At 50.7% G+C, this 26,603-nt stretch carries 47 protein-coding genes; 7 read left to right on the top strand and 40 right to left on the bottom strand.

Annotated features, from left to right (window positions below):
• Positions 1-290: 290 nt before the first annotated feature.
• Positions 291-845, top strand: a complete 555-nt coding sequence (locus AAYN39_RS06065) for a gamma carbonic anhydrase family protein (protein ID WP_001285635.1) — start codon at positions 291-293, stop codon at positions 843-845.
• Here AAYN39_RS06065 and AAYN39_RS06060 read toward each other — a convergent pair.
• Genes AAYN39_RS06060 through dprA form a run of 6 tightly spaced genes read right to left on the bottom strand, consistent with a single transcriptional unit; the run spans position 821 to position 4,613 of the window.
• A complete protein-coding gene (locus AAYN39_RS06060; RefSeq protein ID WP_001070570.1) occupies positions 821-1,078 on the bottom strand; it encodes a DUF1488 domain-containing protein in 258 nt (85 codons plus the stop codon). The genes AAYN39_RS06065 and AAYN39_RS06060 overlap by 25 nt on opposite strands.
• Positions 1,075-1,893 (bottom strand): shikimate dehydrogenase, encoded by an 819-nt coding sequence (gene aroE / locus AAYN39_RS06055; protein WP_000388662.1) that lies wholly within the window; start codon positions 1,891-1,893, stop codon positions 1,075-1,077. Before aroE ends, AAYN39_RS06060 begins: the two co-directional genes overlap by 4 nt.
• A gap of 4 nt (positions 1,894-1,897) precedes the next feature.
• Positions 1,898-2,470 (bottom strand): L-threonylcarbamoyladenylate synthase type 1 TsaC, encoded by a 573-nt coding sequence (gene tsaC, locus AAYN39_RS06050; RefSeq protein ID WP_001063622.1) that lies wholly within the window; start codon positions 2,468-2,470, stop codon positions 1,898-1,900.
• 4 nt (positions 2,471-2,474) lie between these two features.
• A complete protein-coding gene (locus AAYN39_RS06045; RefSeq protein ID WP_001129710.1) occupies positions 2,475-3,017 on the bottom strand; it encodes a type I DNA topoisomerase in 543 nt (180 codons plus the stop codon).
• A 26-nt stretch (positions 3,018-3,043) separates the two neighbouring features.
• Entirely contained in the window at positions 3,044-3,517 is a 474-nt protein-coding gene (gene smg / locus AAYN39_RS06040) for a DUF494 family protein Smg (RefSeq protein WP_000460663.1), read from the bottom strand.
• Entirely contained in the window at positions 3,489-4,613 is a 1,125-nt protein-coding gene (dprA, locus tag AAYN39_RS06035; RefSeq protein ID WP_000124522.1) for a DNA-protecting protein DprA, read from the bottom strand. The genes smg and dprA overlap by 29 nt, the downstream gene beginning before the upstream one ends.
• Before the next feature lie 131 nt (positions 4,614-4,744).
• Here dprA and def point away from each other — a divergent pair, with 131 nt between their 5' ends.
• From def to mscL, 5 genes are all read left to right on the top strand, one after another.
• On the top strand, positions 4,745-5,254 hold the full coding sequence (gene def, locus AAYN39_RS06030) for a peptide deformylase (RefSeq protein ID WP_000114992.1): 510 nt from the start codon (positions 4,745-4,747) through the stop codon (positions 5,252-5,254).
• A gap of 15 nt (positions 5,255-5,269) precedes the next feature.
• Positions 5,270-6,217, top strand: a complete 948-nt coding sequence (gene fmt, locus AAYN39_RS06025) for a methionyl-tRNA formyltransferase (RefSeq protein WP_001285161.1) — start codon at positions 5,270-5,272, stop codon at positions 6,215-6,217.
• Positions 6,218-6,268: 51 nt separating this feature from the next.
• Positions 6,269-7,558 (top strand): 16S rRNA (cytosine(967)-C(5))-methyltransferase RsmB, encoded by a 1,290-nt coding sequence (gene rsmB, locus AAYN39_RS06020; RefSeq protein WP_000744595.1) that lies wholly within the window; start codon positions 6,269-6,271, stop codon positions 7,556-7,558.
• 21 nt (positions 7,559-7,579) lie between these two features.
• Positions 7,580-8,956: a Trk system potassium transporter TrkA gene (gene trkA, locus AAYN39_RS06015; RefSeq protein ID WP_000691374.1), complete on the top strand. Its 1,377-nt coding sequence runs from the start codon at positions 7,580-7,582 to the stop codon at positions 8,954-8,956.
• Positions 8,957-9,097: 141 nt separating this feature from the next.
• On the top strand, positions 9,098-9,511 hold the full coding sequence (mscL, locus tag AAYN39_RS06010; RefSeq protein ID WP_000008119.1) for a large-conductance mechanosensitive channel protein MscL: 414 nt from the start codon (positions 9,098-9,100) through the stop codon (positions 9,509-9,511).
• Here the strand turns inward: mscL and AAYN39_RS06005 are convergent.
• The 31 genes from AAYN39_RS06005 to rpsJ form a co-directional block, all read right to left on the bottom strand.
• Positions 9,447-9,716, bottom strand: coding sequence for an alternative ribosome-rescue factor A (locus AAYN39_RS06005; protein ID WP_001543084.1), 270 nt, complete (start codon positions 9,714-9,716; stop codon positions 9,447-9,449). The two genes, mscL and AAYN39_RS06005, sit on opposite strands and share 65 nt — an antisense overlap.
• Before the next feature lie 58 nt (positions 9,717-9,774).
• A complete protein-coding gene (zntR, locus tag AAYN39_RS06000) occupies positions 9,775-10,200 on the bottom strand; it encodes a Zn(2+)-responsive transcriptional regulator (protein ID WP_000285589.1) in 426 nt (141 codons plus the stop codon).
• A 10-nt stretch (positions 10,201-10,210) separates the two neighbouring features.
• Positions 10,211-10,579 carry a DUF1992 domain-containing protein gene (locus tag AAYN39_RS05995; RefSeq protein WP_000266513.1) on the bottom strand — a complete coding sequence of 123 codons (369 nt, stop codon included), beginning with the start codon at positions 10,577-10,579 and terminating at the stop codon, positions 10,211-10,213.
• A 106-nt stretch (positions 10,580-10,685) separates the two neighbouring features.
• Positions 10,686-11,069 carry a 50S ribosomal protein L17 gene (gene rplQ / locus AAYN39_RS05990; RefSeq protein WP_001216370.1) on the bottom strand — a complete coding sequence of 128 codons (384 nt, stop codon included), beginning with the start codon at positions 11,067-11,069 and terminating at the stop codon, positions 10,686-10,688.
• 40 nt (positions 11,070-11,109) lie between these two features.
• Entirely contained in the window at positions 11,110-12,099 is a 990-nt protein-coding gene (gene rpoA / locus AAYN39_RS05985) for a DNA-directed RNA polymerase subunit alpha (protein ID WP_001162094.1), read from the bottom strand.
• A 25-nt stretch (positions 12,100-12,124) separates the two neighbouring features.
• Positions 12,125-12,745 (bottom strand): 30S ribosomal protein S4, encoded by a 621-nt coding sequence (rpsD, locus tag AAYN39_RS05980; protein WP_000135229.1) that lies wholly within the window; start codon positions 12,743-12,745, stop codon positions 12,125-12,127.
• A gap of 33 nt (positions 12,746-12,778) precedes the next feature.
• A complete protein-coding gene (rpsK, locus tag AAYN39_RS05975) occupies positions 12,779-13,168 on the bottom strand; it encodes a 30S ribosomal protein S11 (protein WP_001029757.1) in 390 nt (129 codons plus the stop codon).
• Between the two features lie 16 nt (positions 13,169-13,184).
• Positions 13,185-13,541 carry a 30S ribosomal protein S13 gene (gene rpsM / locus AAYN39_RS05970; RefSeq protein ID WP_000090779.1) on the bottom strand — a complete coding sequence of 119 codons (357 nt, stop codon included), beginning with the start codon at positions 13,539-13,541 and terminating at the stop codon, positions 13,185-13,187.
• A 146-nt stretch (positions 13,542-13,687) separates the two neighbouring features.
• Positions 13,688-13,804: a 50S ribosomal protein L36 gene (gene rpmJ / locus AAYN39_RS05965; protein ID WP_000868187.1), complete on the bottom strand. Its 117-nt coding sequence runs from the start codon at positions 13,802-13,804 to the stop codon at positions 13,688-13,690.
• Between the two features lie 31 nt (positions 13,805-13,835).
• On the bottom strand, positions 13,836-15,167 hold the full coding sequence (secY, locus tag AAYN39_RS05960) for a preprotein translocase subunit SecY (protein WP_001118863.1): 1,332 nt from the start codon (positions 15,165-15,167) through the stop codon (positions 13,836-13,838).
• A 7-nt stretch (positions 15,168-15,174) separates the two neighbouring features.
• A complete protein-coding gene (gene rplO, locus AAYN39_RS05955; protein WP_001238917.1) occupies positions 15,175-15,609 on the bottom strand; it encodes a 50S ribosomal protein L15 in 435 nt (144 codons plus the stop codon).
• 3 nt (positions 15,610-15,612) lie between these two features.
• Positions 15,613-15,792 (bottom strand): 50S ribosomal protein L30, encoded by a 180-nt coding sequence (rpmD, locus tag AAYN39_RS05950; RefSeq protein ID WP_001140434.1) that lies wholly within the window; start codon positions 15,790-15,792, stop codon positions 15,613-15,615.
• A gap of 3 nt (positions 15,793-15,795) precedes the next feature.
• Positions 15,796-16,299: a 30S ribosomal protein S5 gene (gene rpsE, locus AAYN39_RS05945; protein WP_000940121.1), complete on the bottom strand. Its 504-nt coding sequence runs from the start codon at positions 16,297-16,299 to the stop codon at positions 15,796-15,798.
• A gap of 14 nt (positions 16,300-16,313) precedes the next feature.
• Positions 16,314-16,667 carry a 50S ribosomal protein L18 gene (rplR, locus tag AAYN39_RS05940; protein WP_000358956.1) on the bottom strand — a complete coding sequence of 118 codons (354 nt, stop codon included), beginning with the start codon at positions 16,665-16,667 and terminating at the stop codon, positions 16,314-16,316.
• 9 nt (positions 16,668-16,676) lie between these two features.
• A complete protein-coding gene (gene rplF / locus AAYN39_RS05935; protein WP_000091939.1) occupies positions 16,677-17,210 on the bottom strand; it encodes a 50S ribosomal protein L6 in 534 nt (177 codons plus the stop codon).
• Positions 17,211-17,222: 12 nt separating this feature from the next.
• Entirely contained in the window at positions 17,223-17,615 is a 393-nt protein-coding gene (gene rpsH, locus AAYN39_RS05930) for a 30S ribosomal protein S8 (RefSeq protein WP_000062611.1), read from the bottom strand.
• Positions 17,616-17,648: 33 nt separating this feature from the next.
• Entirely contained in the window at positions 17,649-17,954 is a 306-nt protein-coding gene (gene rpsN, locus AAYN39_RS05925) for a 30S ribosomal protein S14 (RefSeq protein WP_001118932.1), read from the bottom strand.
• Between the two features lie 14 nt (positions 17,955-17,968).
• A complete protein-coding gene (rplE, locus tag AAYN39_RS05920; protein WP_001096206.1) occupies positions 17,969-18,508 on the bottom strand; it encodes a 50S ribosomal protein L5 in 540 nt (179 codons plus the stop codon).
• Between the two features lie 14 nt (positions 18,509-18,522).
• Entirely contained in the window at positions 18,523-18,837 is a 315-nt protein-coding gene (rplX, locus tag AAYN39_RS05915; protein WP_000729187.1) for a 50S ribosomal protein L24, read from the bottom strand.
• Positions 18,838-18,847: 10 nt separating this feature from the next.
• The gene (gene rplN, locus AAYN39_RS05910) at positions 18,848-19,219 is read right to left on the bottom strand and encodes a 50S ribosomal protein L14 (RefSeq protein WP_000613954.1); all 372 of its coding nucleotides are present in this window, start codon (positions 19,217-19,219) and stop codon (positions 18,848-18,850) included.
• 163 nt (positions 19,220-19,382) lie between these two features.
• Positions 19,383-19,637: a 30S ribosomal protein S17 gene (gene rpsQ / locus AAYN39_RS05905; protein ID WP_000130101.1), complete on the bottom strand. Its 255-nt coding sequence runs from the start codon at positions 19,635-19,637 to the stop codon at positions 19,383-19,385.
• The gene (gene rpmC / locus AAYN39_RS05900) at positions 19,637-19,828 is read right to left on the bottom strand and encodes a 50S ribosomal protein L29 (protein WP_000644742.1); all 192 of its coding nucleotides are present in this window, start codon (positions 19,826-19,828) and stop codon (positions 19,637-19,639) included. Before rpmC ends, rpsQ begins: the two co-directional genes overlap by 1 nt.
• A complete protein-coding gene (gene rplP, locus AAYN39_RS05895) occupies positions 19,828-20,238 on the bottom strand; it encodes a 50S ribosomal protein L16 (RefSeq protein WP_000941208.1) in 411 nt (136 codons plus the stop codon). The genes rpmC and rplP overlap by 1 nt, the downstream gene beginning before the upstream one ends.
• Before the next feature lie 12 nt (positions 20,239-20,250).
• Positions 20,251-20,952 carry a 30S ribosomal protein S3 gene (rpsC, locus tag AAYN39_RS05890; RefSeq protein ID WP_000529945.1) on the bottom strand — a complete coding sequence of 234 codons (702 nt, stop codon included), beginning with the start codon at positions 20,950-20,952 and terminating at the stop codon, positions 20,251-20,253.
• 17 nt (positions 20,953-20,969) lie between these two features.
• The gene (gene rplV / locus AAYN39_RS05885) at positions 20,970-21,302 is read right to left on the bottom strand and encodes a 50S ribosomal protein L22 (RefSeq protein WP_000447529.1); all 333 of its coding nucleotides are present in this window, start codon (positions 21,300-21,302) and stop codon (positions 20,970-20,972) included.
• A 14-nt stretch (positions 21,303-21,316) separates the two neighbouring features.
• On the bottom strand, positions 21,317-21,595 hold the full coding sequence (gene rpsS / locus AAYN39_RS05880) for a 30S ribosomal protein S19 (protein WP_001138115.1): 279 nt from the start codon (positions 21,593-21,595) through the stop codon (positions 21,317-21,319).
• Positions 21,596-21,611: 16 nt separating this feature from the next.
• Positions 21,612-22,433 carry a 50S ribosomal protein L2 gene (rplB, locus tag AAYN39_RS05875; RefSeq protein WP_000301869.1) on the bottom strand — a complete coding sequence of 274 codons (822 nt, stop codon included), beginning with the start codon at positions 22,431-22,433 and terminating at the stop codon, positions 21,612-21,614.
• A gap of 17 nt (positions 22,434-22,450) precedes the next feature.
• Complete coding sequence (rplW, locus tag AAYN39_RS05870; protein ID WP_000617546.1) at positions 22,451-22,753, bottom strand: 50S ribosomal protein L23; 303 nt, start codon at positions 22,751-22,753, stop codon at positions 22,451-22,453.
• Positions 22,750-23,355: a 50S ribosomal protein L4 gene (gene rplD, locus AAYN39_RS05865; protein ID WP_000424395.1), complete on the bottom strand. Its 606-nt coding sequence runs from the start codon at positions 23,353-23,355 to the stop codon at positions 22,750-22,752. The genes rplW and rplD overlap by 4 nt, the downstream gene beginning before the upstream one ends.
• A 10-nt stretch (positions 23,356-23,365) precedes the next feature.
• Positions 23,366-23,995 (bottom strand): 50S ribosomal protein L3, encoded by a 630-nt coding sequence (gene rplC / locus AAYN39_RS05860; protein ID WP_000579838.1) that lies wholly within the window; start codon positions 23,993-23,995, stop codon positions 23,366-23,368.
• Positions 23,996-24,027: 32 nt separating this feature from the next.
• Positions 24,028-24,339 carry a 30S ribosomal protein S10 gene (rpsJ, locus tag AAYN39_RS05855; RefSeq protein WP_001181005.1) on the bottom strand — a complete coding sequence of 104 codons (312 nt, stop codon included), beginning with the start codon at positions 24,337-24,339 and terminating at the stop codon, positions 24,028-24,030.
• Between the two features lie 379 nt (positions 24,340-24,718).
• On the opposite strand from rpsJ, the gene hopD reads away from it, so the two are divergent.
• Entirely contained in the window at positions 24,719-25,186 is a 468-nt protein-coding gene (gene hopD, locus AAYN39_RS05850) for an A24 family peptidase (protein ID WP_000495849.1), read from the top strand.
• Here hopD and bfr read toward each other — a convergent pair.
• The 3 genes from bfr to AAYN39_RS05835 form a co-directional block, all read right to left on the bottom strand.
• A complete protein-coding gene (gene bfr / locus AAYN39_RS05845) occupies positions 25,183-25,659 on the bottom strand; it encodes a bacterioferritin (protein WP_000675528.1) in 477 nt (158 codons plus the stop codon). The two genes, hopD and bfr, sit on opposite strands and share 4 nt — an antisense overlap.
• A gap of 72 nt (positions 25,660-25,731) precedes the next feature.
• Positions 25,732-25,926, bottom strand: coding sequence for a bacterioferritin-associated ferredoxin (gene bfd, locus AAYN39_RS05840; RefSeq protein WP_000289082.1), 195 nt, complete (start codon positions 25,924-25,926; stop codon positions 25,732-25,734).
• 184 nt (positions 25,927-26,110) lie between these two features.
• On the bottom strand, positions 26,111-26,603 hold a 493-nt coding region (locus tag AAYN39_RS05835), incomplete at its 5' end, for an EF-Tu/IF-2/RF-3 family GTPase (protein ID WP_100004912.1).

Below are 26,603 nucleotides of genomic sequence, written 5' to 3'. Positions count from 1 at the left end.
TATATTACGCTTTCCTCTTTCAGAGTCAACCCTGAATTTCAGGATTTTTCTCTTCAACCGACCGGCTGTTTGTGTGAAGTGATTCACATCCGCCGTGTCGATGGAGGCGCATTATAGGGATCCCATTTTTTTGCACAAGCGTTTTTTGGATCTTTTTTCTGTTTGTTGATTTTTCATCCCTTTCGCTCCATTCCTGCGCAAAGTGGCGATTTTTTGATGCTATCTCCCCTTGCACAACGCCGTTAAAGCAACCAAAGTCTTCATGACTATTCATTTATGATGAGGTAGACATGTCTGACACATTACGTCCTTATAAGGATCTTTTTCCTGAAATCGGTCAGCGCGTGATGATCGATACCAGCAGCGTGGTTATTGGCGATGTCCGTCTGGCGGATGATGTCGGGATCTGGCCGCTTGTGGTGATTCGCGGCGATGTGAATTACGTTGCGATAGGGGCTCGTACGAACATTCAGGATGGCAGCGTTCTTCACGTAACCCACAAGTCTCCATCCAATCCACACGGCAACCCATTAATCATTGGCGAAGATGTTACCGTTGGCCATAAAGTTATGCTGCACGGCTGTACCATCGGTAACCGCGTACTGGTCGGTATGGGCTCCATTGTGCTGGATGGCGCGATAATAGAAGATGACGTAATGATTGGCGCGGGAAGCCTGGTGCCGCAGCACAAACGGCTGGAAAGCGGCTATTTATATCTTGGCAGTCCGGTAAAACAGATCCGCCCCCTGAGCGATGCTGAGAGATCGGGCCTGCAGTACTCCGCCAATAACTATGTAAAATGGAAAGACGACTATCTTTCTCAGGATAACCATATCCAACCGTGATCGTCTTCCTGCTGGGCCAGGATTAATGCTTCAGCCTCTTCTTCCAGGTCCCAGCGATACTCACGAAAAATGGCCAGCCATTGCTCCGCTGTTTCTCCACCAAAGCGATACGCCAGTACATCTTTTTTTATCGCACACGTGATTTGCATCCCATTGACCAGGGCGGGAAAGATGATAGCGCTGGCGGCAGTATCCCATTCTTCGCGGTCAGGGAATTGTATGGCCTGGTTCACGCTAATAATTCCTGCTGTAGCAGCTTAATCACTGGCTCGACCTGCGGTAATACACCGTGCCAAAGCAAAACGGCATGTGCAGCCTGCCCCACCAGCATTCCCAGCCCATCTGCGTAGCGTTTCGCGCCCTGTTGTACACACCAGGAGAGAAATGGCGTATTCCCTTTTTGATAGAACATGTCATAGCAACAGAGGGAAGGATGAATAAGTGACGCCGGAATCGCCGGGATTTCGCCCCGTATGCCGCTGGAGGTCGCATTAATAATCAGGTCAAACTCACAACCATCCAGCTTGTCCATATCCATAGCATGAACGCTGCCGGTATGAGCAAAGATTTTCGCCAACGCTTCGGCACGTGAAGCTGTACGGTTAGTGATAGTGACCGCACAATCCAAAGAAAGCAGGGGTAACAGCACGCCCCGGGATGCGCCGCCCGCGCCAATCAGCAAAATACGCAATCCTGGGCGGATAAAATTTAAACGTTCGAGATCGCTTAATAAACCGATACCGTCAGTATTGTCGCCAAGCAAACGACCATCTTCCAGCCGTTTTAATGTATTGACGGCTCCCGCCAGCGATGCTCGTTCCGTTAACTCATCCGAACGCGCAAACGCCTCCTCTTTAAAAGGTACTGTGATGTTTGCGCCTTTTCCCCCTGCCGCGAAAAAGGCATCAAGCGTATTAATGAAATTATTAATGGGGGCCAGCACGCGACCATAGGGGTGAACAATATCTAGCTGCTGAGCAAATTGCTGATGAATAAATGGCGATTTGCTGTGCGCAATCGGATTTCCAAAAACAGCATAGGCTTCCATCATATTACCCCTGTCGAAATAGTTCGCCCGTCAGAGCATCGCGGATTTCTGAAGGATTTAAACGCCCACCCGTTGCGCCTTCAACCACCGGAAAATCATCGCCAAATTGCGCACGCACCTCTTCAACGGTACGGCATGGCGGTAATCCGCTCAGATTGGCGCTGGTGGAAACCAGCGGTTTGCCATACGCATTGCATAGCGCGACCACCAGCGGGTGGTTGGTAACACGAACGGCCAGGGAATCAAAACGTCCCGTGAGCCACCGCGGCGTTGTCGCGGGCGCAGGAAAAACAAACGTTACCGGCCCGGGCCAGCAATCAAATACCGCTTTACGCTGTGCGGCGGTAAGTATGCTGTCATCAATATAAGGTTTTAACTGCTCAAAGCTGGCGGCAATCAAAATGAGTCCCTTATCGACGGGCCGTTGTTTTAACGCCAGCAGGCGCGTAACGGCTGTTTCACTATCGGGATCGCAGCCGACGCCGAAAACGGCTTCTGTTGGATAAGCGATGACATTTTCTTTATTCAGGAGATCTACCACCGCGGCGCTAGATCCTGTTGGCAGGTTATTATTCACTTGTTTATTCCACCGGAACCGGCTTTCCACATTGTTTACTGGCGCAAAAGCGCTTCACGCCCTGCGCGGTTTTCTTTTCGATGAGTAGCGAATAATGGCACTCGGGGCATTCCCCCGCAACCGGTGTGAAGTTAATGACGAACTGACATTCCGGGTAGCGATCGCAGGAATGAAAGATTTTACCGTAACGAGAACGGCGCTGGACCAAATGTCCTTGCTGGCAGGCTGGACAGGCAATCGCCGTTTCATCCGGTTTATCAATAACCACTGTATGTTCACATTGCGGATACTGACTGCATCCGATGAACATGCCAAAGCGCCCCTGACGCAGCACCAGTACGGCGCCACACTCAGGACACAGTTGCCCCTCCAGAATTTTAACGATATGTCCGTCCGCCTGACTTTTCAGCGGACGAACGTAATCGCATTCCGGATAGCGAGAACAGCCGAGAAACGGACCATGTTTCCCGGAACGAATTACCAGTTCGGCCCCGCACTGCGGGCAGGGCTCATTTTTACGCACCGAAAACAGTGCTGATTTAGCCATATTCACTCATGCAGCATTAACACCTATCAATGCAGCATACCTTCATTTACCTCAAAGAGTAATTCTTCCATTTGCTGATAGGCGTTTTCACAGCCCGGAATGTTGAATAACACCATCAAAATAACCCATTTCAAGTCTTCCAGGTCAAACTCTGCGGTATCCAGCGCCAGCACACGCTCAATCACCATTTCTCGTGTTTCGAGGTTTAGCACCTGAATCTGCTCAAGGAATAACAGGAACCCCCGGCAACTGGCATCAAGCCTTTCACATTCTTCAACCGTATAAATGCGCATTGAAAGAGGGTCGGAAGCAAGTTGCATGGGTTCCGCGAGGCCATCCTGATAGTCAGCGAGTTTTTCCAGCCACAGCAGCGCATTGTAGATGTCTTCGCGATCAAACCCAGCGTCGGTGAGATCACGCTCCAGTCTGTCCTGATCCACGCGCAGCTCGGCTTCGTTATGGATGTATGTTTCAAACAAATACATTAGTACGTCGAACATGGCTTGCCCTCCTTAATCGGACATAGCCGCCGGGTACAGCTGCGATCCATCCTGCTAACTCCAGTTCGAGTAGCTGAGCCACTACCGCTGGCACAGGTTGGCCGGCACGTTCAGCGACGACGTCAACAGGTGTTACCTCATCTCCTACGTTAGTCAGGAGCTCAGGAAATGGCAATGCCGCCTCATCCTGATTTAGTGAATAAAGTGAATTTTCCGCCGTAGTTGGCAACCAGTGTAAGCCGTATTGCAAATTTTCCAGAATATCCTCCGGCGTCGTCACAAGCGTGGCCCCTTGTTTAATTAACCAGTGCGTGCCTTCGCTTCCCGGACTACCGATAGGGCCTGGTAATGCAAAAACGTCCCGCCCCTGTTCAAGCGCGCAGCGCGCCGTCACCAACGAACCGCTGCGCAACGCCGCCTCAATCACCAGTACGCCTTTGCTCAGTCCGCTGATGATACGGTTTCTGCGAGGAAAATTTTGCGATAGCGGAGGCGTTGAAAGCGGAAATTCTGAGACCACTGCGCCGCCAGTGGCAATCAAGTTTTCAGCCAGCATGGCATGTCGGCGAGGATAAATCTTTGCCAAGCCATTCCCTAACACCGCTACACTTTTTCCCCCCATACTCATCGCGGCGTTGTGTGCTACGCCATCAATTCCTCGGGCAAGGCCGCTGGTGATCGTCAAACCGCTTTTCGCAAGGCTTTCGCAAAGCAGACGTCCCCAGCGTTCTCCATACCAGGAGTGGCTCCGGCTCCCGACGACGGCAAGTTGGCAGGTATGCAGACAGGCAGGATCGCCGTCAATAAAAATAGCGCCGGGATAATCGTCAATAGCACGCAGTTGAGGAGGATAAATCTCACTATCCGCACACAGAAAATGGTGCTGCGGTAGTTCAAGCCAGCGTAACGTCTCATCAAGCACACCTGCTGGAAGCTGTAAAAAACGTTCAGCTTGCCGCGCAGTAAGACCAGCCTCCTGAAGGTGCGTGCGATTTATCTGAGGCTGGCGAATAAGCGAATTCGCCATGTTCAACATCGCCTCGCCATAAAGGTCGCCGACGTACATTAAACGTAACCAAATTTCGGTACGGGCCATCCTTTCCCTCCCCTGCCACAAGCAGTCTGAACAATCTTTGCGATTGGTCACTGATGCTGTCAATCAGGTGGGGATTTGTCTAGAATAGAGGTAATAATCTTTTCAACTCCTGAACACAACTCTGGATAATTATGTCAGTTTTGCAAGTGTTACATATTCCGGACGAGCGCCTTCGCAAAGTCGCAAAGCCGGTTGAAGAAGTGAATGCAGAAATTCAGCGTATCGTCGATGATATGTTCGAAACGATGTACGCGGAAGAAGGTATCGGTCTGGCCGCAACGCAGGTCGATATCCACCAGCGGATCATCGTGATTGACGTTTCGGAAAACCGCGACGAGCGCCTGGTACTCATTAACCCGGAATTGCTGGAGAAAAGTGGCGAAACGGGTATAGAAGAAGGCTGTCTGTCGATCCCGGAACAGCGCGCTTTAGTGCCGCGCGCCGAGAAAGTGAAAATCCGCGCGCTGGATCGCAACGGCAACCCGTTTGAGCTTGAAGCGGATGGTTTGCTGGCAATCTGCATTCAGCATGAGATGGATCACCTGGTCGGTAAACTGTTTATCGATTATTTGTCGCCGCTGAAGCAACAACGTATTCGTCAGAAAGTAGAAAAACTCGACCGCCTGAACGCCCGGGCTTAAAGGACAAGAACCAACGTGTCAGATTCACTACGTATTATTTTTGCGGGTACACCTGACTTTGCAGCGCGTCATCTCGACGCGCTGTTAACTTCTGGACATAACATTGTCGGCGTATTTACCCAACCCGATCGTCCAGCAGGTCGCGGCAAAAAGTTGATGCCCAGCCCGGTAAAAGTGCTGGCGGAAGAAAAAGGCCTGCCCGTTTTCCAGCCCGTGTCGCTTCGTCCTCAGGAAAACCAGCATCTGGTGGCTGACTTACATGCCGACGTCATGGTTGTCGTAGCATATGGTCTGATTCTCCCAAAGGCAGTGCTGGATATGCCCCGTCTCGGATGTATCAACGTTCACGGTTCGCTGCTTCCACGCTGGCGCGGCGCGGCGCCTATTCAGCGCTCACTCTGGGCAGGCGATGCGGAAACCGGCGTCACAATTATGCAGATGGATGTAGGGCTGGATACCGGCGACATGCTGTATAAACTTGCGTGCCCGATTACCGCAGAAGATACCAGTGGCTCACTGTATAATAAGTTGGCTGAACTTGGCCCACAGGGGTTAATTACCACACTAAAACAACTGGCGGACGGCACAGCGACGCCTGAAGCGCAGAATGAAGCGCTGGTCACTCATGCGGAAAAGCTCAGTAAAGAAGAAGCGCGTATCGACTGGTCTCTCTCCGCAGCACAGCTGGAGCGTTGCATTCGCGCCTTTAATCCGTGGCCAATGAGCTGGCTGGAAATCGACGGCCAGCCGGTAAAAGTCTGGCAGGCATCCGTCATTGAGGACGCCACGCAGTCGCTGCCGGGAACCATTCTGGCCGCGACGAAACAGGGCATTCAGGTTGCAACAGGCAAGGGGATATTAAATTTGCTTTCGCTTCAGCCTGCCGGCAAAAAAGCGATGAGCGCCCAGGATCTGTTAAATTCACGCCGGGAATGGTTTATCCCTGGTAACCGCCTTGCCTGACGGTCACGTCTTTATACGCCCGGTGTTACCGGGCATTTTTATTTTATACATATGAAAAAACAAAACAATTTACGTAGTCTGGCAGCACAGGCCGTTGAACTGGTCGTCGAACAGGGACAATCATTAAGTAATGTGCTCCCGCCGCTGCAACAAAAAGTCGCCGATAAAGACAAAGCGCTACTTCAGGAGCTGTGCTTTGGCGTCCTGCGCACCCTTTCACAGCTGGAATGGCTGATCAATAAGCTGATGTCTCGTCCAATGACCGGCAAGCAGCGTACAGTGCATTACTTAATTATGGTCGGCTTTTATCAGTTGCTGTACACCCGCGTCCCTCCCCATGCGGCGCTGGCTGAAACCGTTGAAGGCGCGGTCTCCATCAAACGTCCGCAGTTGAAAGGGTTAATTAACGGCGTCCTGCGCCAGTTCCAGCGCCAGCAGGAAACGTTGCTTAATGAGTTTGCGACCAGCGATGCGCGCTTTTTACATCCCGGTTGGCTGGTAAAGCGTTTGCAAAATGCTTACCCCACACAGTGGCAACGCATTATTGAAGCGAATAACCAGCGTCCACCTATGTGGCTACGTGTAAATCGTACACACCACACCCGCGACGGTTGGCTTGGCTTACTTGAAGACGCAGGCATGAAGGGATATCCCCATCCCGATTATCCCGACGCTGTGCGTCTGGAAACGCCAGCTCCGGTACATGCTTTACCCGGTTTTGCTGAGGGTTGGGTAACTGTCCAGGATGCCTCTGCGCAGGGATGTGCGGTTTTTCTCGCTCCTCAGAACGGTGAGCACATTTTAGACTTGTGCGCCGCGCCCGGCGGTAAAACCACGCATATTCTCGAAGTGGCCCCCGAAGCAGACGTGTTGGCGGTTGATATTGATGAACAACGGCTCTCCCGCGTTTACGACAACCTAAAGCGCCTTGGGATGAAAGCGACAGTTAAACAAGGGGATGGACGTTATCCCGCCCAATGGTGCGGCGAGCAGCAGTTTGACCGTATTCTGCTGGATGCGCCCTGCTCCGCAACCGGCGTCATTCGCCGTCATCCAGATATCAAATGGCTGCGTCGCGATCGCGATATCGCGGAACTGGCGCAATTACAGGCGGAAATTCTTGATGCCGTCTGGCCGCGCCTGAAGCCCGGCGGGACGCTGGTTTATGCCACCTGTTCCGTACTGCCGGAAGAAAACCGCGATCAGATCAAAGCCTTTTTGCAACGCACTCCCGATGCCGCGCTCAGCGAAACGGGAACACCTGATCAGCCAGGACAGCAAAATCTGCCGGGCGGCGAAGAAGGTGATGGGTTCTTTTACGCTAAGCTAATCAAGAAGTGATGAGATAACGGGCCACGACTGATGAAAATTATCATACTGGGCGCAGGGCAAGTTGGTGGAACACTGGCGGAAAACCTGGTCGGCGAAAACAACGACATCACGGTGGTTGATACCAACGGCGAACGATTACGCAGTTTGCAAGATAAGTTCGATCTACGCGTAGTTCAGGGGCATGGTTCGCATCCCCGCGTGTTGCGCGAAGCGGGCGCTGACGATGCGGATATGCTGGTCGCTGTCACCAGTTCAGATGAAACTAATATGGTTGCCTGTCAGGTAGCCTATTCACTCTTCAACACCCCAAACCGTATCGCCCGCATTCGCTCCCCGGACTATGTTCGCGATGCGGATAAACTCTTTCATTCTGAAGCGGTTCCGATTGATCATCTGATCGCGCCGGAGCAGTTGGTTATCGATAATATTTATCGTCTGATCGAGTATCCGGGAGCATTACAGGTTGTAAACTTTGCCGAAGGGAAAGTCAGTCTGGCAGTAGTAAAAGCCTACTATGGCGGTCCACTAATAGGTAACGCGCTCTCGACAATGCGAGAGCATATGCCGCATATCGATACCCGCGTTGCCGCAATTTTCCGTCATGACAGACCAATCCGTCCTCAGGGCTCGACTATCGTGGAAGCAGGGGATGAAGTCTTCTTTATTGCGGCTTCACAGCATATCCGTGCAGTAATGAGCGAATTACAGCGTCTGGAAAAACCCTACAAGCGCATCATGCTGGTGGGCGGCGGCAATATCGGCGCCGGGCTGGCAAGGCGTCTGGAAAAAGACTATAGCGTTAAATTGATCGAACGCGATCAACAACGCGCCGCAGAACTGGCTGAGAAGCTGCAAAACACGATCGTCTTTTTTGGCGACGCTTCCGATCAGGAATTGCTGGCGGAGGAGCATATTGATCAGGTCGATCTCTTTATCGCAGTCACTAACGATGACGAAGCCAATATCATGTCCGCGATGTTGGCTAAGCGGATGGGCGCCAAAAAAGTGATGGTGCTGATTCAGCGTCGAGCTTATGTCGATCTTGTGCAGGGTAGCGTTATAGATATTGCGATTTCTCCGCAGCAGGCCACCATCTCTGCATTACTGAGCCATGTGCGTAAAGCAGATATCGTCGGCGTTTCCTCACTACGTCGCGGGGTTGCCGAAGCCATCGAAGCCGTCGCGCACGGCGATGAAAGCACTTCCCGCGTGGTTGGCCGCGTCATTGACGAAATAAAACTGCCGCCAGGCACCATTATTGGCGCGGTCGTTCGCGGTAATGATGTCATGATTGCTAATGACAATTTGCGCATTGAACAAGGCGATCACGTCATTATGTTTTTGACCGATAAAAAGTTTATTACCGACGTCGAACGTCTGTTCCAGCCAAGTCCTTTCTTCCTCTAATTTAAGGGGCGCTCATTCAGCGCCCTTTTTAATTCCCTTTATTTATCAAGGTTTAATTTATTTCGCTAAACAGAAGCCGTAAATGGAAAATGCCTTAGCATTTGTTAAACTTATAACGTCAGCTGCATAGGGAGAATAAAAATGAGTTTTATTAAAGAATTCCGCGAATTCGCGATGCGCGGGAATGTTGTGGATTTGGCAGTGGGTGTCATTATTGGCGCGGCATTCGGTAAGATTGTTTCTTCACTGGTTGCCGATATCATTATGCCGCCGTTGGGATTGTTAATCGGCGGGATCGACTTTAAACAATTTGCTTTTACGTTACGCGAAGCGCAGGGAGATATTCCGGCGGTCGTCATGCATTACGGCGTGTTTATCCAGAACGTATTTGATTTTGTGATTGTGGCGTTTGCTATCTTTGTTGCCATTAAGCTTATCAACAGACTCAACCGTAAAAAAGCAGAAGAGCCGGCAGCTCCGCCCGCGCCTTCTAAAGAGGAAGTGTTATTGGGCGAAATCCGCGATCTGCTGAAAGAACAAAATAACCGTTCTTAATAAGCAGAAGGCCAGTGGTAAAAAAGTCACTTACTTTCTTGCCACTGGCCTCCCAGTTCCCCCGGTTACCGTGTTTACCTTTACGCAGATAACTTCCTTTGCCTTTCTTATTTTTTTCAACGCGTTGCCTGAAAAGGGGATCGTGTAACAATGCCTCGATGGCATTGTCCTTTATCTGCCCTTTCTTATGTTGATAACGACTCATAATATCTCCCGTTTGTATAAATTATACGGCGCGAGTGTAGTCCCGCCGGTTCAATAAATCAACATACTGATTTCGCCCCACTGGCCCCCTGTTCCAGGGCTTCCAGAATGGAACAATAGACGCTACTGTGGGCCGTTCCGCAACAAGCATCATTAAGCCTTTGTAACGAACGCTGCATCGTTTGCAGTTCCGCAATCCTGGCTTCAACCTCCTGCAATCGTTCTTGCACAATACTTTTTGACTCCTGACAGGTATGGTGCTCAGGATCAATTCTGATCGATAAAAGTTCGCGGATCGACTCAAGCGTGAAACCCAACTGCCGCGCATAACGAATAAACTTGAGACGCTGCAGATCGTTTTCGGTATACAGACGAAACCCGCCTTCAGTACGTACCTCATGATCCATCATCTGCTGTTTTTCATAGTAGCGAATGGTATCAGGCGTTACGTCTGCCAGCTTTGCCAGCTCACCAATGCGATACATACAAGCTCCGTTAATTATCGTTGATTTTATGCAGCAGTTTTTCTGCATACTCACCGTGTAAAAAATCGGTACTCAACCCAGCCTGCCGAAGTTTTAGTTCAAGCAGCGAGAGCTGGCGACTAACCTGATGGTATTGAGGGTCATCTTCCCGGATACTGTTGAGGATATCAAGTAACTGAATAGCGTCTCTGCGCTGCTCCAGTTCAGGGGGAAGACAGCCCGCATTCTTCAGTAAGCGATAACCCGCACGAAGTTCCGCTGGCACATGAGAATCATCATCCAGAATAAGCGGTTCGCCGCGGCCAGGCAGATTATCAAACTCGCCTTTACGCTGTGCCTCGATAATATGACGCTCTGCCCACTGGTCAAGTAACCACATACGTCGCTCCAGGGATTGAACGAAAAGAATACAATTATTGTAGATATGTGGGGTTCAGGAGGATATAAAAAAACCCGCCGAAGCGGGTTTTTTACGTTACTACAGATTACTCTGCAGCAGCTTCTGTTTTCTCTGAACGATCAACCAGCTCGATGTATGCCATCGGCGCGTTGTCGCCTGCACGGAAGCCACACTTCAGAATGCGAGTGTAACCACCGGCGCGGCTCGCGAAACGCGGGCCCAGCTCGTTAAACAGTTTTGCCACGATCTCGTTATCACGAGTACGGGCGAATGCCAGACGACGATTAGCAACGCTATCAGTCTTGGCAAGAGTAATCAGCGGCTCAACTACGCGACGCAGCTCTTTCGCTTTAGGCAGGGTCGTCTTGATGATTTCATGACGAACCAGTGAACCTGCCATGTTGCGGAACATAGCCTGGCGATGGCTGCTGTTGCGGTTCAGTTGACGACCACTCTTACGATGGCGCATGACCTTATCCTTCTCAGTAAAACCTTAACCTGTGATCCGGTTACTCGTCAGCGATGCTTGCCGGTGGCCAGTTTTCCAGGCGCATACCCAGAGACAGTCCACGGGAAGCCAGCACGTCTTTAATCTCGGTAAGAGATTTTTTACCCAGGTTAGGCGTCTTAAGAAGCTCAACCTCGGTACGCTGTACCAGATCACCGATATAGTGGATAGCTTCTGCCTTGAGGCAGTTAGCAGAGCGGACAGTCAATTCCAGATCGTCAACAGGGCGCAGCAGGATCGGATCGAATTCTGGTTTCTCTTCTTTCACTTCCGGTTGACGTACATCACGTAAATCAACGAAAGCTTCCAGTTGTTCAGCCAGGATGGTTGCCGCACGACGAATCGCCTCTTCAGGATCGATTGTGCCGTTGGTTTCCATTTCGATGACCAGCTTGTCCAGGTCGGTACGCTGTTCTACACGCGCTGCTTCAACATTGTAGGCAATACGCTCTACAGGGCTGTAGCAGGCGTCGACCAGCAGACGGCCGATTGGGCGCTCATCTTCTTCCGAATGAATTCGGGTAGAAGCCGGCACATAACCACGACCGCGCTGAACTTTGATACGCATACTAATAGACGCGTTTTCATCGGTCAGGTGGCAGATCACGTGCTGCGGCTTGACGATTTCGACATCCCCATCATGGGTGATATCGGCTGCAGTCACAGGGCCAATGCCAGATTTATTCAAGGTAAGAATAACTTCATCTTTACCCTGAACTCTCACCGCCAGCCCTTTCAGGTTGAGCAGGATTTCCAGGATGTCTTCCTGAACGCCTTCTTTGGTGCTGTACTCATGTAGTACACCATCAATCTCAACCTCGGTCACCGCGCAACCCGGCATCGATGAGAGCAGAATACGGCGCAGTGCGTTACCCAGAGTATGGCCGAAGCCACGCTCTAAAGGCTCAAGGGTCACCTTGGCGTGCGTCGAACTCACTTGCTCGATATCTACCAGGCGCGGTTTTAGAAACTCTGTCACAGAACCCTGCATTGTGTCCTCTCTTTGGTACTAAGCTTTACTTGGAGTAAAGCTCGACGATCAGGTGTTCGTTAATGTCCGCAGACAGATCAGAACGCTCAGGCTTACGCTTGTACGTACCTTCCATCTTGCCAGCATCAACTTCCAGCCAGGTTGGCTTTTCACGCTGCTCAGCCAGCTCCAGAGCGGCTTTCACGCGAGACTGCTTCTTCGCTTTCTCACGAATGCTAACAACGTCATTCGGACTAACCTGATAAGAAGCGATGTTAACAACACGACCGTTTACCATAATTGCTTTATGGCTAACCAGCTGACGTGCTTCTGCACGAGTGGCGCCGAAGCCCATACGGTATACAACGTTGTCCAGACGACCTTCCAGCAGAGCCAACAGGTTTTCACCGGTGTTGCCTTTCAGACGTGCTGCTTCTTTGTAGTAGTTACGGAACTGACGCTCCAGCACACCGTAAATGCGGCGAACTTTTTGCTTTTCACGCAACTGCACACCATAGTCAGACAGACGCGGCTTACGCGCACCGTGCTGGCCAGGAGCTTGTCCAATTTTACACTTGGTATCGATCGCGCGAACGCCAGACTTAAGGAATAAGTCGGTGCCCTCACGACGGCTCAGCTTGAGCTTAGGACCCAAATATCTTGCCATTTTCTTTCTCCAACTAACCTGGAAAACGAAGCGTTATACGCGACGTTTTTTCGGCGGACGACAACCGTTATGAGGGATCGGAGTCACATCAGTAATATTAGTGATGCGGAAACCAGCGGCGTTCAGAGCACGAATAGTAGATTCGCGGCCTGGACCCGGACCTTTAACCATAACTTCCAGATTCTTGATACCGTATTCTTTCACGGCGTCAGCGCAACGCTCTGCTGCAACCTGAGCTGCAAACGGAGTGGATTTGCGAGAACCACGGAAACCGGAACCACCGGCTGTTGCCCAACCCAGCGCATTACCCTGACGATCGGTAATAGTCACGATGGTGTTGTTGAAAGAAGCATGGATATGAGCCACGCCGTCAGAGACTTGTTTTCTTACACGTTTACGTGCGCAAACTGGTGCCTTTGCCATTATTCAATCACCCCGATTATTTCTTGATCGGTTTGCACGGACCCTTACGGGTACGAGCGTTGGTCTTGGTACGCTGACCGCGAACCGGGAGACCACGACGATGACGCAAACCGCGATAGCAACCAAGATCCATCAGGCGCTTGATGCTCATGCTGATTTCACGGCGCAGATCACCTTCAACGACAAATTTGGCAACTTCGTCACGCAGCGTGTCGATTTGTTCTTCAGACAGCTCACTGATCTTAACATTTTCAGCGATACCCGCTGCAGCCAGGATGGCTTTAGAACGGGTCTTGCCGACACCGTAGATCGAAGTTAACGCGATCACGGCGTGTTTCTGATCAGGAATGTTAATGCCTGCTATACGGGCCACTATGCACTCCTACTATTTAATATGTACGTACCATGCTGAAAAGCCCGTTTTCAGGATACTCAAATGGAAACGTACAGACATACAAAAGATTGGCTGGCTAATCTAGCCAGCTCAACCCAACTTTGCAAGAAAAATATGCGAAAAAATCAGCCTTGGCGCTGTTTATGCTTCGGCTCGGCACTGCAAATCACACGGATGACACCATCACGCTTAACGATTTTGCAGTTACGGCATAATTTCTTGACGGAAGCACGAACTTTCATTTTTACTCTCCGTAACTTCTCAGGCGACCAATTAACGGCCGTAGCCTTTCAGGTTCGCCTTCTTCAATGCAGACTCATACTGACTGGACATCATCAGAGTTTGCACTTGAGCCATAAAGTCCATAATCACGACAACAACGATAAGCAGTGAGGTCCCACCGAAGTAGAACGGCACTTTCATTGCATCACGCATGAACTCCGGGATCAGGCAGATAAAGGTAATATACAGCGCACCAACCAGGGTCAGGTGGGTCATTACTTTATCGATATACTTCGCCGTTTGCTCTCCCGGACGAATTCCTGGTACAAATGCACCGGACTTCTTCAGGTTATCTGCTGTTTCACGCGGGTTGAAAACCAACGCCGTGTAGAAGAAACAGAAGAAGATGATTGCAGACGCATAGAGTAACACATAAAGCGGTTGCCCAGGCTGCAAATACAGCGAAATTGTTGTCAGCCAGTTCCAACCAGTACCGCCCCCGAACCATGACGCTATGGTCGCCGGGAACAGAATAATACTGGAAGCGAAGATTGCCGGGATTACCCCCGCCATATTCACTTTCAGCGGTAAATGTGTGCTCTGTGCAGCATAGACACGACGACCTTGCTGACGTTTGGCGTAGTTTACCACAATACGGCGTTGACCACGTTCAACGAATACTACAAAGAACGTCACTGCAAATACTAATACTGCAACCAACAGCAACACGAGGAAGTGCAGGTCGCCTTGACGCGCTTGCTCGATAGTATGGGCAATGGCTGGCGGGAGTCCCGCAACGATACCAGCGAAGATGATGATTGAGATACCGTTACCGATACCGCGCTCAGTAATCTGTTCGCCGAGCCACATCAGGAACATGGTCCCTGTAACCAGACTTACAACAGCGGTGAAATAGAATGCAAAGCCTGGATTCATCACCAGGCCCTGCATACCAGGCATATTCGGCAAACCGGTAGCAATACCGATCGACTGGAATATCGCCAGCACCAGAGTACCGTAACGGGTGTACTGGCTGATCTTACGACGACCAGACTCCCCTTCTTTCTTAATTTCTGCGAGCGTTGGATGAACCACCGTCAACAGCTGGATAATGATCGACGCCGAAATATACGGCATGATCCCCAGGGCAAAGATAGAAGCACGGCTGAGAGCACCACCAGAGAACATGTTAAACATTTCAATGATGGTGCCTCGCTGTTGCTCAAGCAGTTTGGCAAGTACAGCGGCATCAATACCAGGGATCGGAATAAAAGAGCCAATACGGAACACAATCAGCGCGCCGATAACAAACAGCAGTCTGCGTTTCAGCTCACCTAAGCCACCTTTGGCACTTTGAAAATCTAATCCCGGTTGTTTAGCCATCTGCTACTTATTCCTCGATTTTACCGCCAGCAGCTTCGATAGCAGCACGAGCGCCTTTAGTAACACGCAGGCCACGAACAGTTACCGGAGTAGTGACTTCGCCAGCCAGGATCACTTTCGCGAACTCGATCTGGATACCGATAATGTTTGCCGCTTTCAGCGTGTTCAGGTCTACAACGCCGCCTTCTACTTTCGCCAGGTCAGACAGACGAACTTCGGCTGTAATCGCTGCTTTGCGAGAAGTGAAGCCGAATTTCGGCAGACGACGGTACAGAGGCATCTGACCACCCTCGAAACCGCGACGTACGCCACCGCCAGAACGAGACTTCTGACCTTTGTGACCACGACCACCGGTTTTACCGAGGCCAGAACCGATACCACGACCCAGGCGTTTACCCGCCTTTTTGGAGCCTTCGGCCGGAGACAGAGTATTTAAACGCATCTCTTACTCCTCAACTTTAACCATGAAGGAAACCGCGTTGACCATACCACGAACAGCAGGAGTATCCTCGCGCTCTACGGTGTGGCCAATACGACGCAGACCCAGGCCAAGCAGCGTTGCCTTGTGTTTCGGCAGACGACCGATTGCACTGCGGGTTTGAGTAATTTTAATAGTCTTTGCCATGGTTTATTTCCCCAGAATTTCTTCAACGGATTTACCACGCTTGGCAGCGACCATTTCTGGAGAATTCATATTTTCCAGGCCATCAATAGTTGCACGAACCACGTTGATCGGGTTGGTGGAACCGTATGCTTTAGCCAGAACGTTATGAACCCCAGCAACTTCCAGAACGGCGCGCATTGCACCACCGGCGATGATACCGGTACCTTCGGAAGCTGGCTGCATGAATACACGAGACCCCGTGTGAACACCTTTAACCGGGTGCTGCAGGGTGCCGTTGTTCAGCGCGACGTTAATCATATTGCGACGGGCTTTTTCCATCGCTTTCTGGATCGCTGCTGGAACTTCACGCGCTTTACCGTAACCAAAACCTACGCGACCGTTACCATCGCCTACTACAGTCAGAGCTGTGAAGGAGAAAATACGACCACCTTTAACGGTTTTAGATACGCGGTTTACCGCGATCAGCTTTTCCTGCAGTTCGCCAGCTTGTTTTTCGATGTGAGCCATCTTACACCTCTACCTTAGAACTGAAGGCCAGCTTCACGGGCAGCATCTGCCAGTGCCTGGACACGACCATGATATTGGAACCCGGAACGGTCAAAGGACACATCTTTGATGCCTTTTTCCAGAGCGCGTTCAGCGACAGCTTTACCCACAGCTGCAGCCGCATCTTTGTTACCGGTGTACTTCAGTTGTTCAGCGATAGCTTTTTCTACAGTAGAAGCAGCTACCAGAACTTCAGAACCGTTCGGTGCAATTACCTGTGCGTAAATATGACGCGGGGTACGATGTACCACCAGGCGAGTTGCGCCCAGCTCTTTGAGCTTGCGGCGTGCGCGGGTCGCACGACGGATACGAGCAGATTTCTTATCCATAGTGTTACCTTACTTCTTCTTAGCCTCTTTGGTACGCACGACTTCGTCGGCGTAACGAACACCCTTGCCTTTGTAAGGCTCAGGACGACGGTAGGCGCGCAGATCTGCTGCAACCTGGCCGATCACCTGCTTATCAGCGCCTTTCAGCACGATTTCAGTTTGAGTCGGACATTCAGCAGTGATACCTGCCGGCAGCTGATGGTCAACCGGGTGAGAGAAACCTAAAGACAGGTTTACTACATTCCCTTTAACCGCTGCACGATAACCTACACCAACCAGCTGCAGCTTCTTAGTGAAGCCTTCGGTAACACCGATAACCATTGAGTTCAGCAGGGCACGCGCGGTACCAGCCTGTGCCCAACCGTCTGCGTAACCATCACGCGGACCGAAGGTCAGTGCATTATCTGCATGTTTAACTTCAACAGCATCGTTGAGAGTACGAGTCAGCTCGCCGTTTTTACCTTTGATCGTAATAACCTGACCGTTGATTTTGACATCAACGCCGGCAGGAACAACGACCGGTGCTTTAGCAACACGAGACATTTTTTCCTCCGATTAGGCTACGTAGCAGATAATTTCGCCACCAAGACCAGCCTGGCGCGCTGCACGATCTGTCATAACACCTTTAGAGGTAGAAACAACTGCGATACCCAGACCGGCCATAACTTTCGGCAGCTCATCTTTACGTTTGTAGATGCGCAGGCCTGGGCGGCTGACACGCTGAATGCTTTCTACAACAGCTTTACCCTGGAAATACTTAAGAGTCAGTTCCAGTTCCGGCTTGGTGTCGCCTTCAACTTTAAAATCTTCAATAAAACCTTCTTCCTTCAGCACGTTGGCAATTGCCACTTTCAGCTTAGAGGAAGGCATGGTGACCGCAGCTTTGTTCGCGGCCTGACCGTTACGGATACGGGTCAGCATATCCGCGATCGGATCTTGCATGCTCATCTGTCTTTACTCCCGTGATTCAATTGGTGACAATTACCAGCTAGCCTTTTTCAGACCCGGAATTTCACCGCGCATAGCGGCTTCACGGACCTTAATACGGCTCAACCCGAACTTCCGCAGGAAAGCGTGCGGACGACCAGTTTGACGGCAGCGGTTACGCTGACGTGACGGGCTGGAATCACGCGGCAGAGTCTGCAGCTTAAGAACCGCATTCCAACGATCTTCGTCGGTTGCGTTCACATCAGAGATGATCGCTTTCAGTTCAGCGCGTTTCGCGAAGTATTTATCAGCTAAAGCTACGCGTTTTACTTCGCGTGCTTTCATTGATTGCTTAGCCATTTAGTAACCCTACCTTACTTGCGGAACGGGAAGTCAAAGGCAGCCAGCAGAGCACGGCCTTCTTCGTCAGATTTCGCAGTAGTGGTAATGGTAATATCCAAACCACGAACGCGGTCGACTTTATCGTAGTCGATTTCTGGGAAGATGATCTGCTCACGGACACCCATGCTGTAGTTACCACGACCGTCGAATGACTTAGCGGACAAGCCACGGAAGTCACGGATACGAGGAACAGCAATAGTGATCAGGCGCTCAAAGAACTCCCACATGCGTTCGCCACGCAGAGTTACTTTACAGCCGATCGGATAGCCCTGACGGATTTTGAAGCCTGCAACAGATTTGCGTGCTTTGGTGATCAACGGTTTTTGACCGGAGATTGCTGTCAGGTCTGCTGCTGCGTTATCCAGCAGTTTCTTGTCAGCGATCGCTTCACCAACACCCATGTTCAGGGTGATCTTCTCGACCCGAGGGACTTGCATGACAGAATTGTAGTTAAACTCAGTCATGAGTTTGTTAACTACTTCGTCTTTGTAGTAATCATGCAGTTTCGCCATCGTACTACTCCAAATTACTTGATAGTTTCGCTGTTAGACTTGAAGAAACGGACTTTTTTGCCGTCTTCGAATCTAAAGCCTACACGGTCAGCCTTGCCGGTTGCCGTATTGAAGATTGCAACGTTAGAAACCTGAATTGCAGCTTCTTTTTCAACGATGCCGCCCGGTTGGTTCAGAGCCGGAACCGGCTTCTGGTGTTTCTTAACCAGGTTGATACCTTCAACAATGACCTTGCCGGAAGACAGGACATTCTTAACTTTACCGCGTTTACCTTTATCTTTACCGGTTAACACGATAACTTCGTCATCACGACGGATTTTCGCTGCCATGATTCGCTCCTTAGAGTACTTCTGGTGCCAGAGAGATAATTTTCATGAACTTCTCGTTACGAAGTTCACGAGTTACCGGCCCAAAAATACGCGTACCGATAGGCTGCTCGCTGTTATTGTTTAAAATAACGCATGCATTACCATCGAAGCGAATGACAGAACCGTCCGGGCGACGAACACCCTTCTTGGTGCGCACCACTACCGCCTTCAGCACATCACCTTTTTTGACCTTACCACGCGGAATCGCTTCTTTGATGGTGATCTTAATGATGTCGCCTACGCCTGCGTAGCGACGGTGCGAGCCACCCAGAACCTTGATACACATTACGCGACGTGCACCGGAGTTGTCGGCGACGTTCAGCATAGTCTGTTCTTGGATCATTTTAGTGCTCCGCTAATGTCAACTACTACTGAGACCCGAAAATCAGGTCGTTAAAAAAACCCCATATCGAGGGCGCGGCATTATAACACCGCAAATCAGATATGGGTAGAAAAAATAAACGGCCCATCGCTGAGCCGTTTATTCGTTGAGAATGCGTACTGTATTACAGAACCGCTTTCTCTACAACGCGAACCAGAGTCCAGGATTTGGTCTTGGACAGCGGACGGCATTCGCGGATTTCAACCACGTCGCCGATACCGCATTCGTTGTTCTCGTCATGTACGTGCATTTTGGTCGTACGCTTGATGAATTTACCGTAGATCGGGTGTTTCACAAAACGTTCGATAGCAACAACAATGGATTTCTCCATTTTGTCGCTAACCACGCGACCTTGCAGAGTACGGATTTTATCGGTCATTACGCACCCGCCTTCTCAGTCAGTAAAGTCTTAACGCGTGCGACATCACGACGCACTTGCTTCAACAGGTGAGACTGTTGCAGCTGGCCACTTGCAGCCTGCATACGCAGGTTGAACTGCTCACGCAGCAGGTTCAGTAGCTCGGTGTTCAGCTCTTCAACGCTCTTCTCACGCAGCTCTTTTGCTTTCATTACATCACCGTCTTAGTTACAAAGGTGGTTTTAATCGGCAGTTTCGCTGCTGCCAGCTTGAATGCTTCACGGGCCAGCTCTTCCGGTACGCCGTCCATTTCATACAGGACTTTACCCGGCTGAATCAAGGCAACCCAATACTCCACGTTACCTTTACCTTTACCCATACGCACTGCCAGCGGCTTTTCAGTGATCGGTTTGTCCGGGAATACACGGATCCAGATCTTACCTTGACGCTTAACTGCACGGGTCATAGCACGACGTGCTGCTTCGATCTGACGGGCAGTCAGACGACCACGGCCAACAGCTTTCAGGCCGAAGCTGCCGAAGCTAACATCCGCGCCTGCAGCCAGACCACGGTTGCGGCCTTTGTGCATTTTACGGAATTTTGTACGCTTTGGTTGTAACATCAGCGACGCTCCTTATTTACGGCCTTTACGCTGCTGCTTTTTCGGTTGAGCAGCCGGTTTTTCCGGTTGTTCAACAGCAGCCATACCACCCAGGATCTCGCCTTTGAAGATCCACACTTTAACGCCGATTACACCATAAGTGGTGTGCGCTTCAGAGGTGTTGTAGTCGATGTCAGCACGCAGAGTGTGCAGCGGTACGCGACCTTCGCGGTACCATTCGGTACGTGCGATTTCCGCGCCGCCCAGACGGCCGCTAACTTCAACTTTGATACCTTTAGCGCCCAGACGCATGGCGTTCTGTACAGCACGCTTCATCGCACGACGGAACATAACGCGACGTTCCAGCTGAGAAGTGATGCTGTCAGCAACCAGTTTAGCGTCCAGTTCAGGTTTACGAACTTCGGCGATGTTGATCTGTGCAGGAACGCCAGCGATATCCGCTACGACCTTACGCAGTTTTTCTACGTCTTCACCTTTTTTACCGATAACGATACCCGGGCGAGCGGTGTGAATAGTCACACGGATGCTCTTAGCCGGACGCTCGATAACGATACGAGATACAGACGCTTTAGCCAGTTCCTTCGTCAGGTACTGACGTACTTTAAAATCGCTGTCCAGGTTGTCAGCGAATTCTTTGGTGTTCGCAAACCAGGTAGAGTTCCATGGTTTTACAATACCCAGGCGAATACCATTAGGATGTACTTTCTGACCCATTGCTAGTCTCCAGAGTCTCAGCGATCGGACACAACCACAGTGATGTGGCTGGTGCGCTTCAGGATGCGATCTGCACGACCTTTTGCACGCGGCATAATGCGCTTCATGCTCGGGCCTTCGTCTACGAAAATTTTCGTAACTTTCAGATCGTCAATGTCAGCGCCATCGTTGTGTTCAGCGTTAGCAATGGCAGATTCCAGAACTTTCTTGACCAGTACAGCCGCTTTCTTGTTGGTGTAGGTCAGAATATCCAGAGCCTGCGACACTTTCTTACCGCGAATCAGGTCAGCAACAAGGCGAACCTTCTGAGCAGAAGAACGAGCATGGCGATGTTTAGCGATAGTTTCCATCTCTTCCTCCTACCTTATTTCTTCTTCGCTTTTTTATCAGCAGCGTGGCCGCGATAAGTACGAGTCGGTGCGAATTCACCCAGTTTGTGACCGACCATTTCGTCGGAAACAAATACCGGAACGTGCTGACGACCATTATGGACAGCGATGGTCAAACCGATCATGTTAGGAAAGATCGTTGAACGACGGGACCAAGTGCGCAGGGGCTTCTTGTCTCCGCTTTCCACCGCTTTCTCTACCTTCTTCAGCAAGTGCAGGTCAATAAAAGGACCTTTCTTGAGAGAACGTGGCATGGCTTATCCTCTAAAATTATTTGCTACGGCGACGTACGATGAATTTATCAGTACGCTTGTTGCTGCGGGTCTTCTTACCTTTGGTCTGAACGCCCCACGGAGTTACCGGGTGCTTACCAAAGTTACGACCTTCACCACCACCATGTGGGTGGTCTACTGGGTTCATCGCAGTACCGCGAACGGTAGGACGAACGCCACGCCAGCGTGCAGCACCTGCTTTACCCAGAACGCGCAGCATATGCTCAGCATTGCCAACTTCGCCCAGGGTTGCACGGCAGTCTGCTTCGACTTTACGCATTTCACCAGAACGCAGACGCAGGGTGACATAAGCGCCATCGCGAGCAACGATCTGAACGTAAGTACCAGCGGAACGCGCCAGCTGACCGCCTTTACCTGGTTTCATTTCTACGTTATGAACGGTAGAACCAACCGGGATATTGCGCATCGGCAGGGTGTTGCCTGCTTTGATTGCAGCATCAACGCCAGACTGAATCTGGTCGCCAGCTTTCAGGCCTTTCGGGGCCAGGATGTAACGGCGTTCGCCGTCTTTGTACAGAACCAGCGCGATGTTCGCGGAACGGTTCGGATCGTACTCAAGACGTTCAACAACTGCCGGGATACCGTCTTTGTTGCGTTTGAAGTCAACAATACGATAAGCCTGTTTGTGACCACCACCGATATGACGAGTGGTGATACGGCCATTGTTGTTACGACCACCGGATTTGCTGTTTTTTTCAACCAGCGGAGCAAAAGGTTTGCCCTTGTGCAGCTCTGGGTTGACCACTTTAACGACGTGGCGACGACCCGGAGATGTCGGTTTACATTTAACAACTGCCATTGTATTACTCCTCCGACTTACTCAGCGCCGCCGACGAAGTCCAGATTCTGGCCTTCTTTCAGGGTGACGTAAGCTTTTTTCCAGTCGCTACGACGACCGATACGCTGTCCGTGACGTTTAACTTTCCCTTTAACGACCAGGGTGTTAACGACTTCGACTTCGACTTCAAACAGTTTCTGCACAGCAGCTTTGATTTCTGCTTTGGTCGCGTCTTTAGCAACTTTGAGAACGATGGTGTTGGTTTTTTCCATCGCAGTAGACGCTTTTTCAGAAACGTGCGGTGCGCGCAGCACCTTCAGCAGACGTTCTTCACGAATCATGCCAGCATCTCCTCAACTTGCTTAACAGCATCAGCAGTCATTACGACTTTGTCGAAGGCGATCAGGCTAACCGGGTCGATACCAGTCGCATCGCGTACGTCAACCTTGTGCAGGTTACGTGCGGCCAGGAACAGGTTCTCGTCCAGCTCACCGGTGATGATCAGCACATCTTCCAGAGCCATGTCTTTCAGTTTCTGTGCCAGCAGCTTAGTTTTCGGCGCTTCTACAGAGAACTTCTCGACAACGATCAGACGATCCTGACGTACCAGTTCGGACAGGATGCTTTTCAGCGCGCCGCGGTACATCTTCTTGTTAACTTTTTGACTGTGGTCCTGCGGACGAGCAGCGAAGGTCACGCCACCGGAACGCCAGATCGGGCTCTTGATAGAACCTGAACGCGCACGGCCAGTGCCTTTCTGGCGCCACGGTTTTTTACCGGAACCAGTTACTTCAGCACGAGTCTTCTGAGCACGAGTACCCTGACGAGCACCAGCTGCATAAGCAACAACAACCTGGTGAACCAGCGCTTCGTTGAAATCACGACCGAAGGTAGTTTCGGAAACAGTCAGCGCGCTCTGCGCGTCTTTCAATACTAATTCCATTGCTATCCCCTTACGCCTTCACAGCTGGTTTAACGATCAGGTCGCAACCGGTTGCACCCGGAACACCACCCTTAACCAGCAGCAGGTTGCGCTCAGCGTCAACGCGTACTACGTCAAGGCTCTGAACGGTTACGCGCTCATTACCCATCTGACCTGCCATTTTCTTGCCTTTGAACACTTTGCCCGGAGTCTGGTTCTGACCGATAGAACCCGGAACGCGGTGAGACAAGGAGTTACCGTGAGTAGCGTCCTGGGTACGGAAGTTCCAGCGCTTAACGGTACCAGCGAAACCTTTACCTTTAGAGGTACCGGTTACGTCAACTTTTTTAACGTCAGCAAACAGTTCAACGCTGATGCTCTGACCTACGGTGTATTCTTCGCCTTCAGCCAGACGGAATTCCCACAGACCACGGCCAGCTTCTACGCCAGCTTTAGCAAAGTGACCCGCTTCCGGCTTGGTGACACGGTTAGCTTTTTTAGCACCCGTAGTAACCTGAACAGCGCGGTAGCCATCGTTAGCCAGGTCTTTAACCTGAGTAACACGGTTTGCTTCAACTTCGATTACGGTTACTGGGATAGAGACGCCATCTTCAGTGAAGATGCGGGTCATACCCACTTTTTTACCGACTAAACCAATCATTGTATCAACCTCTCAATCGCTCGATGACCTGATTAACCCAGGCTGATCTGCACGTCTACACCGGCAGCTAGGTCCAGACGCATCAGAGCATCAACGGTTTTCTCGGTTGGCTCAACGATGTCAACCAGACGCTTGTGAGTGCGAATTTCGTACTGATCGCGCGCATCTTTGTTAACGTGCGGAGAGATCAGAACGGTAAAGCGCTCTTTGCGGGTCGGCAGCGGGATCGGACCGCGAACCTGCGCACCAGTGCGCTTGGCAGTCTCGACGATTTCCGCGGTTGATTGATCGATCAGACGATGATCAAACGCTTTCAGGCGGATACGGATTCTTTGGTTCTGCATGAGACCAGAGCTCCAATTATTTTATAAACGAAAATGATTACTCCTCACACCCATTACGATTGATGGGAGAGTGTAACCGTTCTTACGTAGCTCCCCGATTGGGAGCATTGTTAAATAGCCAAATCGGCTATTCGAGGTTCAAATCGAACCTGCCGTCAATTACGACAAGCCCGCGCATTATACGTAAATCTCAGCCTGACGCAAGTGTCGGATAGAAATTAAGCGCTTTATTCTTATGCGAGCATGATTCCAGATGGTACGCATGGGATGGCGACGCGCATCTTTTCTTTGGAAGGCATCAGGCAAACCTGGCAATACGTCGTTGTCGCTGTCGCATAAATCTATAAAGGTGAGCACAAACCTTGACGAGGATTTGCTTATGTTTGTTGCCCTCCCCTTTCTCATTTTTTATGCGTCGTTCTCTTTATTACTTGGCATATACGACGCGCGTACCGGTCTGCTACCTGACCGGTTTACCTGTCCATTACTGTGGGGTGGTCTGCTTTATCACCAGATTTGCCTGCCGGAGCGTTTACCGGATGCGCTTTGGGGCGCTATCGCCGGCTATGGCGGATTCGCGTTAATTTACTGGGGCTATCGCCTGCGTTATCAGAAAGAGGGGCTTGGATATGGCGACGTCAAGTACCTTGCTGCCTTAGGGGCGTGGCATTGTTGGGAAACACTGCCGTTACTGGTTTTCCTTGCCGCTATGTTGGCCTGTGGCAGGTTTGGCGTCGCGCTACTGGTGAGAGGTAAATCGGCATTAATAAACCCGCTACCTTTTGGGCCATGGCTGGCGGTGGCGGGTTTCATAACAGGTTGGAAAGTTTTCTTTCCAGACGGTTAATCGGTAACCTTAATTTGTGATTGCAGATAATTTTGCATACCAAGTTTGGCAATCAAATCCAGCTCAGTTTCCAGCCAGTCGATGTGGCCTTCCTCGTCGGCAAGAATTTCAATCATCATATCCCGGCTGACATAATCATGAACGTTATCGGCATAGGCTATTGCCTCACGTAGATCTTTTGCGCCTTCCAGTTCGAGCCGGAGATCCGATCGTAGCATCTCTTCGACATCTTCACCGATGCCCAGCTTGCCCAGATCCTGTAGGTTCGGTATGCCTTCCAGAAATAAAATACGCTCAATATACTTATCGGCGTGTTTCATCTCATCAATGGATTCATGGTACTCAACATCATTAAGCCGGGTCAGCCCCCAGTTTTTGAACATACGGGCATGAAGAAAATACTGATTAATTGCGACAAGCTCATTTCCCAATAGTTTATTGAGATAATTTATGATTTTAACATCACCTTTCATTTTATAGTCCCTCCGCTTCCACTCTCTAGAGCGTAGATGGGGCTACAGGGATGTCAAAAAAAAGAGTGTGACTCAGGCGATCTCTTTAAATTCCGGCATTTGCGTTAACTCATCCTGCATCACTTCTCGCGCGGCGCGAATACACTTACCACATTGATTTCCCACAGGAATAAATTTACGCAACTGTTGAAATGACTGTGGATGAAATTGTCGTACAGCCTGGCGGATTTTTTTATCGCTTATACCATTACACAAACAAACGTACATGATCGCTCCCGTTCAATTTCCGCACAAAGTGTAAATGAGAATGGTTATGATTACAATAGCACAAAGCGATTTACGCCACGGGAGAAGCGTTAAAAAAGGCAAATAAATATAACAGCGGCTAAATAGCAGGCAACAAAAAGGGCGCCGAAGCGCCCTCTTCAATTCAAAACTAATTAACGAGTAATTAGCCCAGAACTTTAGCAACAACGCCCGCGCCAACGGTACGGCCGCCTTCACGGATTGCGAAACGCAGACCGTCGTCCATTGCGATCGGGTGGATCAGGGTAACAACCATTTTGATGTTGTCGCCCGGCATTACCATCTCTACGCCTTCCGGCAGTTCGATGGTGCCAGTCACGTCAGTAGTACGGAAGTAGAACTGCGGACGGTAGCCTTTGAAGAACGGAGTATGACGGCCGCCTTCATCTTTGGACAGAATGTACACTTCAGATTCGAACTTGGTGTGTGGCTTGATGGTGCCCGGCTTAGCCAGTACCTGACCACGTTCGATTTCTTCACGTTTGATACCACGCAGCAGAACACCTACGTTCTCACCAGCACGGCCTTCGTCCAGCAGTTTGCGGAACATTTCAACGCCAGTACAGGTAGACTTCTGAGTCTCTTTGATACCAACGATTTCAACTTCTTCGCCCACTTTGATGATACCGCGTTCTACA

Origin of the sequence: Salmonella sp. K21076, from assembly GCF_039650795.1 — a bacterium.
Lineage (GTDB): Bacteria > Pseudomonadota > Gammaproteobacteria > Enterobacterales > Enterobacteriaceae > Salmonella > Salmonella enterica.
This window is presented reverse-complemented; position numbering and strand designations above follow the sequence as displayed.